The sequence below is a fragment of the Soonwooa sp. genome (genome assembly GCF_032062245.1).
Classification (GTDB): domain Bacteria; phylum Bacteroidota; class Bacteroidia; order Flavobacteriales; family Weeksellaceae; genus Soonwooa.
Map to the genome: position 1 here is coordinate 24,295 of NZ_DAMBQF010000007.1, position 18,243 is coordinate 42,537.

An 18,243-nucleotide genomic window follows, 5' to 3' on the forward strand; every position below is an offset into this window, starting at 1 on the left:
GTTGAGTACAGAACTAAGAATCAAGAGCCAAGATTTTTATCTGATGTCTATAATCTGAAATTTAATATCTAAATAAATAAAAGTGAAAAGTCTTATCAAGAATGCTAAAATCGTCAACGAAGGTCAAATCTTCGAAAGTGATTTGCTAATCGAAAATGATTTAATTTCAAAGATTGCTAAAAATATTCCCGAATCCGAAGCGGACAAAGTGATTGATGCAACTGGGAAATATCTTTTGCCAGGTGTCATTGATGACCAAGTGCATTTCCGCGAGCCAGGATTGACGCATAAAGGCGATATCGCTTCGGAATCCAAATCGGCGATTGCTGGCGGTGTAACCAGTTTTATTGATCAACCGAATACAGTACCGAACGCGGTTACACAAGAATTATTGGAAGAAAAATACAAATTGGGCGCCGAGAAATCTTATGCCAATTATTCGTTTTCGATGGGCGGAACAAACGATAATTTGGAAGAAGTTTTAAAAACAAATCCAAAAAATGTGTCGGCAATCAAATTGTTTTTGGGGTCTTCAACAGGAAATATGTTGGTGGACAATCCCGAGACTTTGGAGAAAATTTTTAGTTCAACCAAAATGTTAATTTGCGTTCATTGCGAAGATGAAGACACCATAAAAGCGAATACTGAAAAGTATAAAGCCGAATATGGAGACGATATACCTGTAAAATTTCATCATTTGATAAGAAGTGAAGAAGCCTGTTACAAATCTTCTTCAAAAGCAATCGAGTTGGCGCAAAAAACGGGTGCAAGATTGCATATTTTCCATTTATCAACGGCTAAAGAAACGGCTTTGTTCCGAAATGATATTCCTTTAAAGGATAAAAAAATTACTGCGGAAGTTTGTGTTCATCATTTGACATTTACCAATGACGATTACGAAACCAAAGGTTCTTTGATCAAATGGAATCCGGCGGTGAAAACTCAGGCTGACAAAGATGGACTTTGGGAAGCGCTTTTGGATGACCGAATCGACGTTATTGCAACCGACCACGCGCCACATACTTGGGAAGAAAAACAAAATCTATACACAAGTTGTCCATCTGGAGCGCCTTTGGTGCAGCATTCTTTACCGATTATGTTAGAAAATTACCACAAAGGAAAGATCTCTTTAGAAAAAGTGGTGGAGAAGATGTGCCACAATCCTGCGATTTTGTTCGAGGTTGATAAAAGAGGTTTTGTAAAAGAAGGTTACAAAGCGGATTTGGTTTTGGTAGACATGGACAATCCGTGGACAATCGAGAAAGACAATATTTTGTACAAATGTGGTTGGAGTCCGTTAGAAGGTACAAATCTAAAATCTAAAATTATCCAAACCTTTATCAATGGTCATTTGGCATACGATAACGGCGTTTTCTCAGAAGAAAAACATGGCGAAAGATTGGAGTTTGATAGATAAGAAATCACGAATCACTTTGCTGATCTTAGGATTGGTATTCATCGGTGATTTATTGTTCATCGTTTTGGAGAAGGAGCCATTGCGCTTGTTCTCCAAAACTTTGTTAATGCCTTTGCTTTTATTTTTTTACTGGTTGGCAAGTCAGAAGTCGAATCAACCAAAACAAAACCTCTTTATCGCAGGCCTTATTTTATCATGGTTTGGCGATGTGTTTTTACTTTTTGATTGGGGTTTTATTGCGGGTTTAGGAAGTTTTCTATTGGCACATATTTGCTACATTTTTTGTCTTAAAAAGTTGTCGATTTCTAAAGCTTTGTGGAGTCTTCCTTTAATTATAGTTTACCTTTTTACGTTTCTCATTTTCTTGTTTCCGCATTTAGGCGATATGAAAATTCCTGTTATTTTATATGCACTTTGTATTTCGGGGATGTTGTATTTCAGTCTCAAAACCAAACAAATTTTACTCATTATAGGAGCGGTTTTCTTTGTGATTTCAGATTCAGTTTTGGCCATTAATTTATTTGTAAATCCTTCTAAAATATTAGGCTTTCTCGTGATGTTCACTTATGTTTTGGCGCAAACGTTTTTAGCTTTAGGGTTTTTAAAATCAACAAAATAAAAAAAAACACCAAGAATTTAATCAAGATGATTTTCGTATTAATTAAGAAAAAAATTACTTTGGAATTTGCAAATGCTTGCTAATACCAATTCGGTTCCAAGCTTTAATGATGTTGATTGCCATAATGATCTCTGCAATTTGTTTGTTATCAAATAATTTTTTTGCGTTTTGGTAAGTTTCCTCTGTCATTTTCAGCATCACTTTTTCCTCTTCGGTTTACAAAGTCGTTTCCCACCATGCGTTTAACAGAAAAATTCGTTGTGGTGTTTCGCCACATTTTAAGGCATCTTTTGTGTGCATATCGATGCAAAAGGCACAACCATTAATTTAAGACGCTCTTATTTTGATCAATTCTTTTTGAGTGTTGTTTAGGAAAAATGTTGACATTGTTGCATCCAATGCGATCATTGCTTTGTAAGCTGCAGGCGCGACAGTCGGCATATTTAGGCGTTGCTTCATAATTTGCGGATATATTTTTAATCAAATGTATAAAACAAAATTTATTTGGGCGCCTTTTCCGCGCTCCGTTCCCGCTATTTTGCTCCGCTGCGCTCCACAAAATGAGCTCCACTCAGCTCGGGGCGCAGATTCTGCCCCGAAACACTATTTGTCGAATAATAGAAATCCTCACAGATCGAAGAAATATTCATAACTTTAAACTTCAAAATTATAAATACATTTTATGAATTATGCAGAACCAATGCTTCGCGAAGACGCATTAAAAGATAAAGTTGCCATCGTTACAGGTGGTGGAAGTGGTTTAGGAAAAGCCATGACCAAATATTTCCTACAATTAGGAGCTAAGGTTGTAATAACATCTCGTAACCTTGAAAAACTTCAAAACACAGCAAAAGAACTCGAAGCCGAAACTGGCGGAAAAGTCCTTGCAGTTGCTTGCGATGTTAGAAATTACGATGAGGTCGAAGCAATGAAAGAAGCAGCGCTAAAAGAATTTGGCAAGATTGATATTTTGCTTAACAATGCGGCGGGTAACTTTATCAGTCCAACTGAAAGACTTTCTGCAAATGCATTTGACACGATTATCGACATCGTTTTGAAAGGTTCCAAAAACTGTACACTTTCTATCGGGAAACACTGGATCGATTCTAAAACTAAAGGAACTGTTCTTAATATTGTAACGACTTATGCGTGGACTGGTTCGGCTTATGTTGTTCCGTCAGCTACTGCAAAAGCAGGAGTTTTGGCGATGACAAGAAGTTTGGCAGTTGAGTGGGCAAAATACGGAATCCGTAGTAATGCCATCGCGCCAGGACCATTCCCGACCAAAGGTGCTTGGGATAGATTGCTTCCGGGAGATTTACAAGAGAAATTCGATATGACCAAAAAAGTACCATTGCGTCGCGTTGGCGATCATCAAGAATTAGCGAATTTAGCTGCTTATCTAGTTTCAGATTTTTCGGCTTATGTTAATGGCGAAGTTATTACTATCGACGGCGGCGAGTGGTTGCAAGGCGCAGGACAATTTAATATGCTCGACCAAATCCCAACAGAAATGTGGGATATGCTAGAAGCGATGATCAAAGCTAAAAAGAACGGATAATTTAGGTTTCTAAAATAAAAATAAAAACTTCTTCAGAAATGGAGAAGTTTTTTATTTATAACTTTGCTAGAGGTCGTTCTTGTAACAATCATAAGTTTTAATCAACCAATTTTAAAATATTTTAATGAAAATTAAATTTTTATCAAGCATTGCAATCGCGGCGACATTTCTGTTTAGCGCAAATGTTTTGGCTCAACAAAGTGGGAATTACGATTATAAAGATGTTTTTAAAGAACCTTTCTATACAACAAACGGCACCGAATTCCGTTCAGCAAGCGGGCAACCGGGACCTAAATATTGGCAACAAGCGGTTAACTATAATCTGAATATTACTTTAGATGATACGCAGAATAAATTTACTGGTTCGGCAGAAGTTTCTTATACCAACAATAGTCCTGATGCTCTGAAATTTATTTGGTTTCAATTGGATCAAAATTTATTTAAAAAAGATTCTCGTGGAAGTTCGATGATTCCGACAACTAATTCGAGATACGGTTCTAGTAGTTCTACTTTTGATGGAGGTTATACGATTAAATCTGTTAAAGTGGACGGGAAGGACGCTAAATACACGATTAACGATGCGCAAATGCAAGTTGATTTCCCAAAAGAATTAAAAGCTAATGGAGGTAACGCTAAAATTACTATTGAATATTCTTTTATTTCGCCAGAAAATGGTGCGGACAGAATGGGCGTTTTACAAACTAAAAACGGTAAAATTTTCACAATTGCGCAGTGGTATCCGCGTGTTGCAGTGTATGATGATCTTAGAGGTTGGAACACAATACCATATCTTGGGCCGTCTGAATTTTATTTAGAATACGGAAATTTTGATGTTAGTATCACGGCACCTAATAATCTTTATGTTGTTGGTTCTGGTGAATTATTAAATCAAAAAGATGTATACACTGCCGAACAAAATAAAAAATGGAACGAAGCAGCAAATAGCGAAAAGACGGTGACAATTCGTTCGGCGGCGGAAGCAAATACGGCTACGAAAAGTACAGGAACAAAAACTTGGAAATTCAAAATGAACCAAAGTCGCGATTTTGCATTTGCGGCGTCTTCGGCGTTTATTTTGGATGCAGCGAGAATCAACTTGCCATCGGGAAAAAAATCCCTAGCAATTTCGGCTTATCCAGTAGAAAGTGATGGTCAGGATGCTTGGTCGCGTTCGACAGAATATACAAAAGCTTCTATAGAACATTATTCTAAACAGTGGTTTGAGTTTCCTTATCCGGCTGCGGTTAACGTTGCAGGGATTACCAACGGTATGGAATATCCAGGGATTGTTTTCTGTGAATATACCGCAAAGGGGAGTAATCTTTGGGGTGTGACCGATCACGAGTTTGGTCATACTTGGTTTCCGATGATTGTTGGTTCTAACGAGCGTAAACATGGTTGGATGGACGAAGGTTTCAACACATTTATTAATGACCTTTCGACGCAAGCGTTTAATAAAGGAGAATATTACAAAAACCCGAGTATTAGAAATATGACAAATTTCTTGTTTAATGAACGTCTAGAACCAGTTGATACTGCGCCAGATAATATGCGAGAAGCAAGTATTGGGGCATTGCTTTACTATAAGCCAGGTGCAGCGTTAAAGGTTTTGCGTGATAATGTTTTGGGTGCCGAACGTTTTGATAAAGCTTTTAGAGAATATGTTGATCGTTGGGCGTTTAAACATCCTGCGCCAGACGATTTCTACAGAACGATGGAGAATGTTGCTGGTGAAGATTTGGGTTGGTTCTGGAGAAGCTGGATCCAGAATAATTGGAAGTTGGATCAAGCGATTACCAATGTTAAATATGTAAATAACGATGCTGCGCAAGGGGCAATGATTTCGATTTCTAATTTAGAAAAAATGGCGATGCCTGTTACGATGGAAGTCAAGTATAAAGACGGAACGACTCAAGCAGTTAATCTGCCAGTTGATGTTTGGAGAAGAAATACAGAATGGACTTTCAAAGCGCCAACAACCAAAGAAATAACGTTGGTAAGCCTTGATCCTAAAGGAAATCTTCCAGATGTTAATCTGTCAAATAATGTTTTTAAAATGGATGCTGCAAAAGCTACCGAAAAAATAAATATTAGTGATTACACTGGCTCTTTTAGCAGTAAACAAGTTCCTGTTAAGTTTGTGTTATCAGCTGACGGTGGAAATTTAATGGCAAAATTGGGAGATCAACCTGCGTTTCCGTTAAGTTATAATGGCGACAATGTTTTTGTTTTTGAAATGGCAGAAATTAGTTTCAAATTTGCAAAAGACAAGAAGAGTTTTGACATAACGCAAGCCGGCCACACATTGACGTTTACAAAGAATTAAGTTTATTAGATTAAACACTTTTTAAAGGCAGTTTCGGCTGTCTTTTTTTATTTTCTATAACAATAAACGAAAGAATGTTAAAACTAAACCTGTAAGTTTCGGAATTCTAAACCTTGAAATTACGTATCTTTATAACTTGTTAAATGCGCAATATTTTTGATTTTGTAAATGAATATTTTAGACCTTGTAATTTTTGATCGAGAACAAGTTACCTTGGACGATGTTGTTCTGAAAGAAGCTAATAGAGACGAACTTCTTCAACTTCTAAAAGAATATAAATACATCGACGAACTCCGAAAATACAATCTTCCTGTCAATAACAAATTGCTCTTGTCTGGACATTCTGGTTGTGGCAAAACGATGACGGCGAAAGCAATTGCAACGCAACTTAACAAGCCTTTGATGATTCTTGACCTCAGCACTTTTGTGTCTGCCAGAATTGGTGAAACGGCAAAAAATCTAAAACTCGTTTTTGAAAAAGCTGAACGCGACAAAGCGGTTTTATTTTTGGATGAGTTCGATCATTTAGGAAAATCTCGCGGCAACGACGATCACGATGTTGGGGAAATGCGACGATTGGTGAATGCGATGATACAGTTGGTGGATAATTTTCCAGACAAAGCACTTTTGATAGCTGCGACCAATCATCCCGAGATTATTGATATTGCTTTATTAAGACGATTCCAAATTAAAATTTCGTACAAAATGCCAAACGATGAGGTTTTGGATAAATTTTATGATAAGCTTTTGATGGACTTTCCGAACGAGTTACAAGATTTTGATAAAAAATATCGCTTATCCTTTGCAGAAGCTAAAGATTATGCTTTTACAAAAATGAAATCGAATCTTATAAAATCTCTCGAAGAAAAAGATATTTAATATTAAAAGAAAGGCTATCAAATCTGATAGCCTTTCTTATTTGTTATTTCTTAATAAACTTGCTGCTTGCTGCACTTCCGTCCGTTAAGATTTGTTTTACAATGTAAGTTCCTTTCGCAAGTTTTCTTACATTGATTTCTTTGTCTGTTGTTGAGATTACAATCTGTCCCGCAGTATTGTAGATTTCTGTTCTTGAAACTTTATCCGCATTTTTGAAGTTGATAAGATCGGTTGCAGGATTTGGGAAAATATTGACATTAGCTGTCGAAAATACTTCTGTTGTTCCATAATATTATCTCCGTAGACGATAATATTTTGACCATTTGTCTTTTCTACATATGGATGAGGTTCACCAGATAACATCTCGTATAATATGTTAACAGGTGTCCAGTCATTAAATCCCATGCCTAAAAAATTGTTTTCATCAATTACATAAGAATCGTTCTAATATTGTAATGATGAAAGTCTTGTCCAGGTTTTTTCGGATTCTACAAATTTACCATCTAGATTTTACTTAAGAGCAATTGCGTTCCATTAGTTTTATTAGCCTCCAAGTTAAAGGGAGAATTCTGAGAAAAACTTCTTTTCTGCGGAGCATTGCTGGTGCGGAAGATTCTTTTAGACTGTGCGTTTGCACTTCATAATGCCAATACACATGCTAAGGCATAGAATTTTGTTGTCATATATTTCATTTTTAAGTTAGGTTCCTTTTTATTTTTCTTGATTTATTTTAAAAGTTTGTTAATGTTATTAGCTTTAATCGTCTTTTGTCAAAATAAAATTAACGGCGCTAAATATATTGTAAATTCACGAAAAACTATTTTTTATTTGATAAATTTTCATTAAAAAATTAATTTAATTAATAATAAACTTGTTTGACAGCTGTTTTTACAACAGTATTTAATGTTAATTGGTTTTAAAAAGCGCAAAATTATATTAGTAAACCATATTATTTGTTCTGATTTTTAAGCTTATAAAAAATCTTATTTTTGTTACTTGATAAATAGATTTTATGAAGAAGTTAATTAGCAGTTTTGCAGTTGTTGCCATGCTGTGGCAAGTTTCGGCACAAGAACTTTACATGCCTAGAAATATTAAGAAAGCTTACGAAAAAGGAACTCGTGATGTTTCTGGGAAGCCTGGGAAGAACTATTGGCAAAACAAAGGCGTTTACGATATTAAAATAAAAGTAAATGCCGATACTAAAATCGTATCGGGTTCGGAGACGATTTCGTATTCTAATAACAGTCCAGATGAGCTGAAAACTTTAGCAATTCGATTTGTTAATAATGTTCATAAACCGCAATCGCCACGTGCTGGTTACGTTTCTAAAGATTATCTAAGCGATGGACTTACTATAAAATTATTAATTATAAATGGTGAAAAATATGATCTAAGCTCGGATTTTGGAACAGTGACTTCTGTTAAATTAAATAAAGCATTGGCTGCAAATTCTAAATCCGAAATAAAAATCGACTGGGAATATCCGCTATCTGTTGAAAGTGGAAGAGAAGGACAAATCGATCCTAACACATTTTATGTTGCTTATTCTTATCCGCGAATTTCGGTGTATGATGATTACAATGGTTGGGATATGTTGGCGCACTCGGATAGACAAGAGTTTTACAATGATTTTAATGATTATAGTTTTGAGATCTCTGCCCCTAAAAATTATGTTGTTTGGTCAACGGGAGAATTTTTAAATCCAGAAGAAGTTCTTCAAAAAACATTTTTAAAACGTTATCAAGAATCTCTTAAATCTGACAAAATTATCCATGTTGCCAACGAGTCTGAGATGAAGTCAGGTTTGGTAACTAAGCAAAATGATTGGAATGTTTGGAAGTTCAAAGCCAATCATATTCCAGATTTTACATTTGCATTGAGTAATCATTATGTATGGGATGCATCGAGCGTCAAGCTAAAGTCAAAACGCGTCAGTGTGCAAGCTGGTTATAAAGTTGGCGCTAAAGATTTTGAACAATATACAGGTTGGATGCGTTACAACATCGATTGGTTTTCCAAAAACTGGCCAGGTGTCGAATATCCGTACAATGCAATGACGGCGATACAAGGTTACGCTGATATGGAATATCCGATGATGATTAATGACACCAGTATTCCTGATGATTTTCAAGATGCCAGGTTGACAGCCGATCACGAGATTGCGCATACTTATTTCCCTTTTTACATGGGAATTAACGAAACGCGTTATGCATTTATGGACGAAGGTTGGGCAACGACTTTAGAATATCTCATCGGGATCGATCATTCTGGAAAAGAAGCAGCTGAAAAGTTTTTTAAAAATTTTCGTGTAAAACGTTGGATTAACGATCCTTCGACAGAGCAAGATCAACCATTAATTTCGTTGACGTCACAACTTTCAGGTTCTGGTTACGGGACAAACGCTTATGTTAAATCGGCGATGTCCTATCTAGCGCTGAAAGATTATTTGGGTGATGTGTTATTTAAGAAAGCATTGCATCATTATATGGACAATTGGAATGGGAAGCATCCAATTCCGTGGGATTATTTTAACTCGATGAATGCAGGTTCTGGCAAGAATCTTAATTGGTTTTGGAACAATTGGTTTTACAGCAATTACTATATTGATTTAAAAATTAATTCGGTTTTTCAAAATAATAACTCGATTGCTTTAACGATTGACAATGTTGGTGGATTTGCGATTCCGTTCGACGTGCTTTTAAAATTTGATGATAACACAACAGAATCAAAACACTACACGCCTGAGGTTTGGGAGAAAAATCAAAAACAGTTGCTTTTAAATATTCCGTCCAATAAAAAAGTAAAATCTATAGAATTGGATGTCGGTCTTTTTATGGACTACACACCAATAGATAACCAAAAGACATTATAAGTTTCTAAATTAAATTTAATCTAAAAAAAAACGCACTTATTAACTTTAAGTGCGTTTTTTATTTTAAAAATAAGCCGTTAGCTTTAGTCCTAAACTCAGGTAAGAAATGTTTTCTTGAGCCGAAGCATTATTAAGTTCTTGCGCCATTTCTATCTCGTCAAGCACGGGCTCTTCAAATTTATATGTAATTTTTGAAGACGTACGATAATAGTCTGCATAAGCTGTTATTCCTAATTCATCACAAAATTTATACGTTAAATCGAGACCAGTCCCGATGCGCAAAGCATTGGATGGGATATAACTTGCAAGATGTAATTTTTGTTGCGTTGGGCTTTCATCCATATCATCAAATTCTGCAAATATTTTTCCAGTCGCTGCTTTAGAATAACCAACATTTGCTTTTAACCTTAACTGCAAATCTTTTGTAATGTCATGAGCGAAGTATGGTCCAACAGAAACATTGAGTAAACCAATTGACTCTGTAGCGATATTTAGATTTTGTAAATCGGGATCGTCAGTCGGTAGTTTAACAGACCGAACAGGAAAGGTGTTAAAAGAAAACTCTCCTCCCACGCCCCAACTTGTACTGAAGAAGTAAGCACCTTCTAATCCTCCTTCGAAACCGACAGTTTTCTTTTGGCTAAGGCCAGATTGTTTTAAAAAGTTAGTTGTTGCGATGGACGCTCCAGATTTTAATGCTAAAAAAGAAGGGTTTTCATCTCCTTGTATATGACTCAAAATTCCAATATTATCACCATCATTTTTATAAAATTTATTAATGAAAAAATAACCCAACTCTGTAGATAATATTCCAATGCCAGCGCCAGTCAGTATATCTGGTAACCAATGTCTGTTATTAAAACTACGTCCAAGACCTGTAAAAGTTGCTGCGCTATAACCGGCTATACTGTAAGCAGGATTAACCAAGCCATATTCTTTATGTAAAAAAGTTGCATTCGTAAAAGCCATGGCGGTATGACCTGACGGAAACGAATTGTTTTTTGATGCATCTGGGCGCTCGACCTTTGCAGTGTATTTGATGGTATTGACAAGAATGCCCATTATTGCTAAACTTGTAGCGTATGAAAGCGTTGCGCGGCCAAGATTATTCCGTCCTTTAACGCCTGCTAATTTTAGTCCATATACAGTTACTGCTGGTGCGTATTGTAAATAATCATCATAAGGAACTTTGAAGTTGGGAAGATAACGGTTTCGATATTCTCTTATACTTTCGCGTTGGTTCCAAGTCGCTGCTGAAGCCACAAATAGAATACTCGGCGCGACAGATCGTTTTACCCAAGGATTTTGAAAAAATGTTTTTTGAGAATTATTAAATTCAGAAAGTTTTTGGTTTTGTGTACTGATGCTGTCTTTAGTTTGAGCGTTGTACAGCAAGCAACTACAAAAGCTAATAAGATTTATTGCTTTTCTCATGGTTTTCTAGGTTTTAGTTTTTTGCGTAATTTGAAATTAAATGCTATTAGAAATAATTTAACTTCAAAGCTTTTTTTAGTTTTTCCAAATTTAATAAAAAAATAAAAATATAGCTTTGAAAATTTCAAAACTCTTTTTGATCATTTGATTTGAAAAAAATATAACCTCAAATTATGTTTTCTGCTATCTATAAAAAAAAACATTTTTAATAGAAATAGTCAACATGTATTTTTTCGCGGTGATTCTTAATAATAGAAAATTGAGTGTAAATAGAGGAGTTTGTATATTAAATGATAAATTTGCGGCTATTATTCAAACGGTTAATTTTAAATAAAATATTTTCAAATGAAAAAACAAGCTATAGCGCTATTTGTTTTAGCAGTATTCAGTATTTCTTGTGCGCATAAGGAGAAACAAGGTGCTGACAAATATACAGATGATCAAAAAGCATCTTATTATATTGGTTTGAGCATTGCTCAAAATATGAAGCAAGAAGGTTTTAAAGTAGATGCAGATCTTTTAGCTAGAGCTATTAAAGAAGAAATGGATGGAAAGCCAAAATTGTTGCCCGCTGAAGATATGAACACTTTTTTGCAGAATTTTATGCAGAAGCAAGGTGAGAAAAAAATGTCTCAAGAATCAGCAAAAGCAGGTGAGAACAAGAATAAAGGTCTAGAATTTCTTGCAAAGAATAAAACCAATGCTAATGTAAAAACTACTGCTTCTGGTTTGCAATATGAAGTTTTGCAAGAAGGTGACGGTAAAACAAAACCGACGGCAACCAGCGTTGTTTTAGTAAAATATACTGGTAAATTGTTGGATGGAACTGTGTTCGACTCTACCGACAAAAATGGAGGAGCACCAGTGGATATACACTTGGATCAAGTGATTAAAGGTTGGACAGAAGGTATTCAGTTGATGAGCAAAGGCGCTAAATACACATTTTATATTCCTTCGGATTTGGCTTATGGGGATCAAGATATGGGTGATGCTATTCCTGGAGGATCTACTCTTATTTTTGATGTAGAACTAGTGAATGTAAAATAGATTGCAAACCATATTAAAATTAAAAACCTCGGCTAAATAGCTGAGGTTTTTCTAGTTTAATATATTCTTAGGCTTCGATCAGAAACCATTTGTTTTATTCTGTCGGTCTGAAAACCAAACCAGTTTCTGGGAAATAATCCATTGTAATTCTATCGCCGTCGTTCACGTTTCCGGCTAAGATTTCTTTAGACAATTTGTTCAAAACATCTTGCTGAATTACTCTTTTCAAAGGTCGTGCTCCGAAAACAGGGTCGTAACCTTTGTTCATCAAATAATCCAAAGCATCGTGAGTTGCCGTTAAAATAATATTTCGTTGAGCCAAAAGCGTATTCAAGCCTCGCAATTGATACTGTACGATTTTTCCGATATTCTTTTTGGTTAAAGGTTGGAACAATACGATTTCATCAATTCTGTTCAAGAATTCTGGTCTTAAACTTTGTTTTAAAAGGTCGAAAACTTCTTCTCTTGTTTTGTCAAGAACTTCATCGAAATTGTTGTCATCTAATTTCTCAAAGTTTTCTTGAATTAAATGCGAACCTAAATTCGAAGTCATAATGATTATCGAATTCTTGAAATTCACGACGCGACCTTTATTATCGGTTAAGCGACCATCGTCCAAAACCTGCAACAGCGTGTTGAAAACATCGGGATGCGCTTTTTCGATTTCGTCCAAAAGCACCACAGAATAAGGTCTTCTTCTTACAGCTTCCGTCAATTGTCCGCCTTCATCGTAACCAACGTATCCTGGAGGCGCACCAACCAAACGAGAAACGCTGTGACGCTCCTGATATTCGCTCATATCAATTCTTGTCATGTTGTTTTCGTCATCGAAAAGCAATTCTGCTAAGGCTTTCGCCAACTCGGTTTTACCGACACCTGTTGTTCCTAAAAACAAGAACGAACCAATTGGTTTTTTATCGTCGCTCAAGCCAGCTCTGTTTCTTCTGATTGCGTCTGCAACGGCTTGTATTGCTTCGTCTTGACCAACCACACGTTTGTGCAATTCGTCTTCTAAGTGCAATAATTTTTCTCTTTCGGATTGAATTAATTTGGTTACCGGAATTCCAGTCCATTTTCCAATCACTTCCGCGATATTTTCAGAAGTTACTTCTTCTTTAATCAATTCATTTTGATGGTTTTGCATTTCCAATTCCACCTTTTTAAGTTGATCTTCTTTTTCGCGAAGTTTTCCGTATTGTATTTCGGCAACTTTTGCGTAATCACCTGCTCTTGAAGCACGTTCAGCTTCTAATTTTAGCGCTTCTATTTCTTTTTTAATGCTGGTTAAATCTTCAGATTTTTGTTTCTCTTTTAACCATTTTGCATTTATATCGTTTCTTTGTTCCGTAATTTTCGACAAATCCTCTTTCAAATGGTCAATTTTCGTTTGGTTGCCTTCTCTCGAAATAGCCGCCAATTCGATTTCCATTTGCATGATTTTTCTATCCAAAACGTCCAATTCTTCGGGTTTTGAATTGATTTCCATTCTCAATTTTGCAGAAGCTTCGTCAATCAAATCGATGGCTTTATCTGGCAAAAATCGGTCAGAAATATAACGCTGAGACATTTCTACCGCCGCAATAATCGCTTCGTCTTTGATGCGAACTTTGTGGTGGGCTTCGTATTTATCTTTAATACCCCTCAAAATCGAAATCGCAGATTCGGTATCTGGTTCTTCCACCATTACTTTTTGGAAACGTCTTTCAAGGGCTTTATCTTTTTCAAAATATTTTTGATATTCATTTAAAGTTGTAGCACCAATTGCTCTCAGTTCTCCTCTTGCTAAAGCAGGTTTCAAAATATTTGCAGCATCCATTGCTCCTTCGCCACCTCCAGCTCCAACCAAAGTGTGGATTTCGTCGATGAAAAGGATGATTTGTCCATCAGATTTCGTTACTTCATTCACTACCGATTTCAAACGCTCTTCGAATTCTCCTTTGTATTTTGCGCCAGCAATCAAAGCTCCCATATCCAAAGAATAAAGGGTTTTATCCATCAAGTTTTCTGGTACGTCACCGGAAATAATTCTGTGTGCGATTCCTTCTGCAATCGCGGTTTTACCAACACCTGGTTCTCCAATTAAAATTGGGTTATTCTTAGTTCTTCTCGAGAGAATTTGCAAAACTCTACGGATTTCTTCATCACGACCGATAACGGGGTCTAATTTTCCTTCGGCAGCGAGTTCGTTGAAGTTTTTTGCGTATTTATTTAAACTTTGATAAGTTTCCTCAGAACTTGCAGAAGTTGCTTTCGAACCTTTACGAAGTTCTTTAATTCCGCCTTCCAAAAGGCTTTTCGTAACGCCCATGTCTTTTAACATTTGCGAAACTGGAGAATTTACTTCAATTAAAGACAACCAAAGATGCTCGATGGTTACGAACTCATCACCCATTTTCTTCGCAATATTTGGTGCGTCCAGCAAAACTTTGTTTGCAGTTTGAGAAAGATAAATGTTTCCACCTTCAACTTTTGGAAGTTTCTCGATGCTTTCGCGGTTTCTGGCTCTTACCAAATCGGCGTCTGCTTCGGATTTTTTCAAAAGGAAAGGCGATATATTTTCATCCACTTGGAAGATTCCTTCCAAAAGATGTTGCGGCTCAATCTGTTGGTTGCCAAACTCTATTGCCACTTGTTGTGCAGCTTGGATGGCTTCTTGTGATTTTACTGTGTATTGATTTAAGTTCATATTATGTTGTGTGTTTTAATCTTGTTTAAAATTTTTAGAGATTGAGTTTTAAATTATCTTTTTAGATACTAATATTGTCATCTAAAACTCAACTTCTAAATTCAATCATTTAATTCTGAATCTTAGTTTGCAAAAACTGTTCTTTTATGAAATTCACTAAAAATTACGCCAAAATTTCCGAAATATTAAAATTTAACCTAAGTTTAACTTGACAAAATTTCCGAATTGATTGTTTTTGTGAGGTTTTCAGTCGGTCAATACTTCAAATATCTTTTGTTAGTGGGCTTTTCTAAAAATCAGACTATTTATTTAGGCAGCATAAATAGACCTAATTCCGTTTTAATATTATCATGTGAAATTTTGACGTCTAATTTAGATTGATGCTAAATTATTTTTAAAGATAAATTGTAAATTAGAATATTGTTAAACTCTGAAAATTAGTAGTATGAAAAATTGGAAATTTGCTTCGTTTATAGAAGTTGATAAAGAATTTAGAGTGCAAGGTCTTAATATTTGGAACCACTATTGGCATTGCTATGATCGTAATGTGGAAGTTTTGCATCCTACCAAACATCATCAATACCGTTTTAAAGAATATGAAATACCTACGCAAGAAAAATCTGTAAATTTTGTTGCAGGTGAGTTTTCTGATGGGCAAATTGGGATTTTTCTCAGAGATGAATTGCAAGAGGGAATTTTGTGAAATCACTGATATGTGGTAACGAGGTTTTGAAGATGATGTTTTAAACTATGTTTTGCGTTTTAATTTCTTTATTCAGGTTTTGTAAGTCTGCAAATAGTTTTATCTTTGGGAAAACCCTGTTGGTATGTACACACAATTTGAAGTTGAATCCCACTTTGACGGGAGATTACAAGTTATATTTCTTAATCAGCCAGAAGTTTTTAACAGCTTAAATAAAGTGATGTTAAAAGAATTACGTTCTGCTGTTGAAGCGTTCGGAAAGGACGAAACTGTTAGATGTATCGCTATTTCTGGGCGTGGAAAAGCTTTTTGCGCTGGTCAAAACTTAAAAGATGCCGTTGATCTTAAAGATCATGTCGACGATGACCGCGAAATCCAAAGAATTGTTATCGATTATTACAACCCGTTGGTTGAAGCGATTACACATTCTAAAAAACCGATTATCTCATTGGTTAACGGTCCCGCAGTTGGTGCTGGTGCGATGTTAGCCTTGATTACAGATTTTACTTTGGCGACAGAAAGTGCTTATTTTTCTTTAGCTTTTGCAAATATTGGATTGATTCCTGATACTGCGGGAACATATTATTTGCCACGACTTGTCGGTCATCAATTGGCGAGTTATCTAGCTTTTACTGGTAAAAAAGTGCCAGCAATGGAAGCCAAAAAATTAGGAATGATTGCTGATGTTTTCCCAGATACGGAATTTGCAGAGAAGTCTTTTGAAATCCTTGGACATCTTTCTTTTGCGGCAACTAAAGCGATTGGATTGACTAAGAAAGCTTTCTTCGAAGCAGAATCTAACACGTTGAAAGAACAATTGGATCTAGAGTCGATTTATCAACAATCTGCGGCGCAGTCGCACGATTTTAGAGAAGGAATTACAGCTTTCTTAGAAAAGCGCAAACCAAATTACATTGGGAAATAGTATGAGTAATCCTTATTTTGAAGAAGCGCAAAAACTTTATTCGCAAGATGCATTTTCGCAATGGATGGGTGTTGAATTGGTTGATGTTAAAGAAAATTATTGCCTTATCAAAATGTCAATAAAAGCAGAAATGATTAATGGTCTTAAAACCGTCCATGGTGGTGTAACGTTTTCGTTGGCGGATTCGGCTTTGGCTTTTTCATCAAATACTAAGGGCGATGCTGCGGTGGCGCTTAACTGTTATATCAACTTTATGAAAGCAGTTCGCCTTGGTGATACGCTTTCCGCAGAAAGTATTTTGCTAAACGAAACTAGAAAAACTGCCGTTTATGAGATTTCTGTTAAGAATCAAGATGAAGAGTTGATGGCGACTTTCCGAGGAACGGTTTATAAAATAGGAAAGAAAGTAGCTGATTTATAGTTGATTAGTTTTAAAATTATAAAAAGTTCAAAATTTATTTTGGACTTTCATTTTAATTATTAACTTTGTGTTTCAAAGTGCTTTATATGAAGTCAAATAATATTCAAAACGATTTGCAACACATCCGTCAAATGATGGAGCGTAGTTCTCGATTCATTTCTTTGAGCGGTTTGTCAGGTGTTTTCGCTGGAATAACCGCTTTGGTAGGTGCTTTTTTTGGTCATCAAGTTTTTCAAAGTAAAGATATTTCTTATTTTGATAATTCTGGAGGCGTGTACGAATTCCACTTTATCAAAAAACTATTTTTAATAGGTTTAGGAATTTTATTGGTTGCTTTGTTTTTTGGATATTTTTTTACTGCTCGTAAATCTAAACAACAGAATCAAAAAATTTGGGATGCCACGACAAAACGTTTATTGATTAATTTTGCAATTCCGTTGGTTACAGGAGGACTGTTTTCTCTAGGCCTTATTTATCAACATTATTTTGCGATGATCGCACCAGCAACTTTGATATTTTATGGATTGGCTTTGGTCAATGCGGAACGTTATACTTTGACAGATGTTAAATATTTAGGGATTTCCGAAATTGTTTTGGGATTGTTGTCCTTATTCTTTTTAGGTTACGGATTGCTGTTTTGGGCAATTGGCTTTGGCGTTTTGCATATTGTTTACGGTTTAATGATGTATAAAAAATAAGATTCGAAATAGGTTTAGAATTGTTAATATTTTAAAAAATGCTTAATATTAACTTACTCAATAAAGAATTTGAAAGTAGGGTACGACTTGGGATCATGTCGGTGCTGATCGTCAATGACTGGGTAGATTTTAACGAAATGAAAAAATTGCTGAATATCACCGATGGTAATTTAGCGAGTCACAGTTCGGCTTTGGAGAAGAGTGCTTACATCGAGATTAAAAAAGAATTTGTAGGTAAACGTCCGCGCACATCATATCGTGTAACGCAAGTTGGGAGAGAAGCTTTCCAGAAGCATATTGATGCTTTGGAAGCGATGCTGGGGAAATAGTATATTTTTTTTATCTAAAAACTTTGAAATACAAAGTACTTTGTTTTATAAATAAATCTATGATTCTTTAGGTGAAAATTTGTTAGATTCTAGGCGTCCTATGTTGCGCATTGAAACATATTTTACCTGACGAACTGGCTTTTTTTCGTTGTGATTTTAATTCCAATTAATATGATTGTGACGATTTGTTTTCTATTATTTTTCGCTGTCATGCTCTTTGTTTTTCCCGAAAAGAAAGAAGGTTTCATTAAAACACAAATCTTGCTTTGTTGCAATTTTCCAATTGTATTTCTCTTTTACATCATCATATTTTATTTAACTTT

The 18,243-nt window shown here is 35.5% G+C and carries 15 protein-coding genes and 1 pseudogene; 12 read left to right on the forward strand and 4 right to left on the reverse strand.

From position 1 onward, the window contains the following. The first annotated feature begins 82 nt into the window (after positions 1–82). Together RT037_RS05660 and RT037_RS05665 are read left to right on the forward strand one after the other, a co-directional pair. Positions 83–1,417, forward strand: coding sequence for a dihydroorotase (locus RT037_RS05660; protein WP_312322491.1), 1,335 nt, complete (start codon positions 83–85; stop codon positions 1,415–1,417). Then, a complete protein-coding gene (locus RT037_RS05665; protein WP_313028720.1) occupies positions 1,389–2,036 on the forward strand; it encodes a lysoplasmalogenase in 648 nt (215 codons plus the stop codon). The genes RT037_RS05660 and RT037_RS05665 overlap by 29 nt, the downstream gene beginning before the upstream one ends. Positions 2,037–2,090: 54 nt before the next feature. Here the strand turns inward: RT037_RS05665 and RT037_RS05670 are convergent. Further along, positions 2,091–2,495: pseudogene (locus RT037_RS05670) on the reverse strand (carboxymuconolactone decarboxylase family protein). Positions 2,496–2,718: 223 nt separating this feature from the next. On the opposite strand from RT037_RS05670, the gene RT037_RS05675 reads away from it, so the two are divergent. The 3 genes from RT037_RS05675 to RT037_RS05685 all read left to right on the forward strand — a co-directional run bounded on the left by RT037_RS05675 (position 2,719) and on the right by RT037_RS05685 (position 6,802). Further along, positions 2,719–3,597, forward strand: coding sequence for an SDR family oxidoreductase (locus RT037_RS05675; protein ID WP_313028723.1), 879 nt, complete (start codon positions 2,719–2,721; stop codon positions 3,595–3,597). Positions 3,598–3,721: 124 nt separating this feature from the next. Beyond that, positions 3,722–5,923, forward strand: a complete 2,202-nt coding sequence (locus tag RT037_RS05680; RefSeq protein ID WP_313028726.1) for a M1 family metallopeptidase — start codon at positions 3,722–3,724, stop codon at positions 5,921–5,923. A gap of 168 nt (positions 5,924–6,091) precedes the next feature. Then, positions 6,092–6,802, forward strand: a complete 711-nt coding sequence (locus RT037_RS05685) for an ATP-binding protein (RefSeq protein WP_313028727.1) — start codon at positions 6,092–6,094, stop codon at positions 6,800–6,802. 43 nt (positions 6,803–6,845) lie between these two features. Here RT037_RS05685 and RT037_RS13840 read toward each other — a convergent pair whose 3' ends face one another. Beyond that, a complete protein-coding gene (locus RT037_RS13840) occupies positions 6,846–7,052 on the reverse strand; it encodes a T9SS type A sorting domain-containing protein (protein ID WP_409529544.1) in 207 nt (68 codons plus the stop codon). Between the two features lie 762 nt (positions 7,053–7,814). Here RT037_RS13840 and RT037_RS05690 point away from each other — a divergent pair. Next, the gene (locus RT037_RS05690) at positions 7,815–9,677 is read left to right on the forward strand and encodes a M1 family metallopeptidase (protein ID WP_313028730.1); all 1,863 of its coding nucleotides are present in this window, start codon (positions 7,815–7,817) and stop codon (positions 9,675–9,677) included. Positions 9,678–9,740: 63 nt separating this feature from the next. Here the strand turns inward: RT037_RS05690 and RT037_RS05695 are convergent, their stop codons facing one another. After that, positions 9,741–11,111, reverse strand: coding sequence for a phosphatase PAP2 family protein (locus RT037_RS05695; protein ID WP_313028732.1), 1,371 nt, complete (start codon positions 11,109–11,111; stop codon positions 9,741–9,743). A gap of 345 nt (positions 11,112–11,456) precedes the next feature. Between RT037_RS05695 and RT037_RS05700 the strand changes: the two genes are divergently transcribed. Continuing rightward, positions 11,457–12,158, forward strand: a complete 702-nt coding sequence (locus RT037_RS05700) for an FKBP-type peptidyl-prolyl cis-trans isomerase (RefSeq protein ID WP_313028734.1) — start codon at positions 11,457–11,459, stop codon at positions 12,156–12,158. A gap of 94 nt (positions 12,159–12,252) precedes the next feature. Here the strand turns inward: RT037_RS05700 and clpB are convergent, their stop codons facing one another. After that, on the reverse strand, positions 12,253–14,844 hold the full coding sequence (gene clpB, locus RT037_RS05705; RefSeq protein WP_313028737.1) for an ATP-dependent chaperone ClpB: 2,592 nt from the start codon (positions 14,842–14,844) through the stop codon (positions 12,253–12,255). 445 nt (positions 14,845–15,289) lie between these two features. Here clpB and RT037_RS05710 point away from each other — a divergent pair, with 445 nt between their 5' ends. The 5 genes from RT037_RS05710 to RT037_RS05730 all read left to right on the forward strand — a co-directional run bounded on the left by RT037_RS05710 (position 15,290) and on the right by RT037_RS05730 (position 17,920). After that, entirely contained in the window at positions 15,290–15,547 is a 258-nt protein-coding gene (locus RT037_RS05710) for a hypothetical protein (RefSeq protein ID WP_313028740.1), read from the forward strand. A gap of 124 nt (positions 15,548–15,671) precedes the next feature. Then, positions 15,672–16,472: an enoyl-CoA hydratase-related protein gene (locus RT037_RS05715; RefSeq protein ID WP_313028742.1), complete on the forward strand. Its 801-nt coding sequence runs from the start codon at positions 15,672–15,674 to the stop codon at positions 16,470–16,472. Position 16,473: 1 nt separating this feature from the next. Continuing rightward, positions 16,474–16,893 carry a hotdog fold thioesterase gene (locus RT037_RS05720; protein ID WP_312321575.1) on the forward strand — a complete coding sequence of 140 codons (420 nt, stop codon included), beginning with the start codon at positions 16,474–16,476 and terminating at the stop codon, positions 16,891–16,893. 86 nt (positions 16,894–16,979) lie between these two features. Next, complete coding sequence (locus tag RT037_RS05725) at positions 16,980–17,591, forward strand: hypothetical protein (RefSeq protein ID WP_313028744.1); 612 nt, start codon at positions 16,980–16,982, stop codon at positions 17,589–17,591. Positions 17,592–17,629: 38 nt separating this feature from the next. Then, on the forward strand, positions 17,630–17,920 hold the full coding sequence (locus RT037_RS05730) for a transcriptional regulator (RefSeq protein ID WP_313028747.1): 291 nt from the start codon (positions 17,630–17,632) through the stop codon (positions 17,918–17,920). The last annotated feature ends 323 nt before the right edge of the window (positions 17,921–18,243 follow it).

What these genes read in the sequence shown, in the direction of transcription:
- RT037_RS05700 (WP_313028734.1), top strand. Translation starts at nt 11,457, where the DNA reads ATGAAAAAACAAGCTATAGCGCTATTTGTTTTAGCAGTATTCAGTATT.
- RT037_RS05680 (WP_313028726.1), top strand. Translation starts at nt 3,722, where the DNA reads ATGAAAATTAAATTTTTATCAAGCATTGCAATCGCGGCGACATTTCTG.
- RT037_RS05695 (WP_313028732.1), bottom strand. Translation starts at nt 11,111, where the DNA reads ATGAGAAAAGCAATAAATCTTATTAGCTTTTGTAGTTGCTTGCTGTAC.
- RT037_RS05685 (WP_313028727.1), top strand. Translation starts at nt 6,092, where the DNA reads ATGAATATTTTAGACCTTGTAATTTTTGATCGAGAACAAGTTACCTTG.
- RT037_RS05675 (WP_313028723.1), top strand. Translation starts at nt 2,719, where the DNA reads ATGAATTATGCAGAACCAATGCTTCGCGAAGACGCATTAAAAGATAAA.
- RT037_RS05710 (WP_313028740.1), top strand. Translation starts at nt 15,290, where the DNA reads ATGAAAAATTGGAAATTTGCTTCGTTTATAGAAGTTGATAAAGAATTT.
- RT037_RS05725 (WP_313028744.1), top strand. Translation starts at nt 16,980, where the DNA reads ATGAAGTCAAATAATATTCAAAACGATTTGCAACACATCCGTCAAATG.
- RT037_RS05730 (WP_313028747.1), top strand. Translation starts at nt 17,630, where the DNA reads ATGCTTAATATTAACTTACTCAATAAAGAATTTGAAAGTAGGGTACGA.
- RT037_RS05690 (WP_313028730.1), top strand. Translation starts at nt 7,815, where the DNA reads ATGAAGAAGTTAATTAGCAGTTTTGCAGTTGTTGCCATGCTGTGGCAA.
- RT037_RS05715 (WP_313028742.1), top strand. Translation starts at nt 15,672, where the DNA reads ATGTACACACAATTTGAAGTTGAATCCCACTTTGACGGGAGATTACAA.
- RT037_RS05665 (WP_313028720.1), top strand. Translation starts at nt 1,389, where the DNA reads ATGGCGAAAGATTGGAGTTTGATAGATAAGAAATCACGAATCACTTTG.
- clpB (WP_313028737.1), bottom strand. Translation starts at nt 14,844, where the DNA reads ATGAACTTAAATCAATACACAGTAAAATCACAAGAAGCCATCCAAGCT.
- RT037_RS05720 (WP_312321575.1), top strand. Translation starts at nt 16,474, where the DNA reads ATGAGTAATCCTTATTTTGAAGAAGCGCAAAAACTTTATTCGCAAGAT.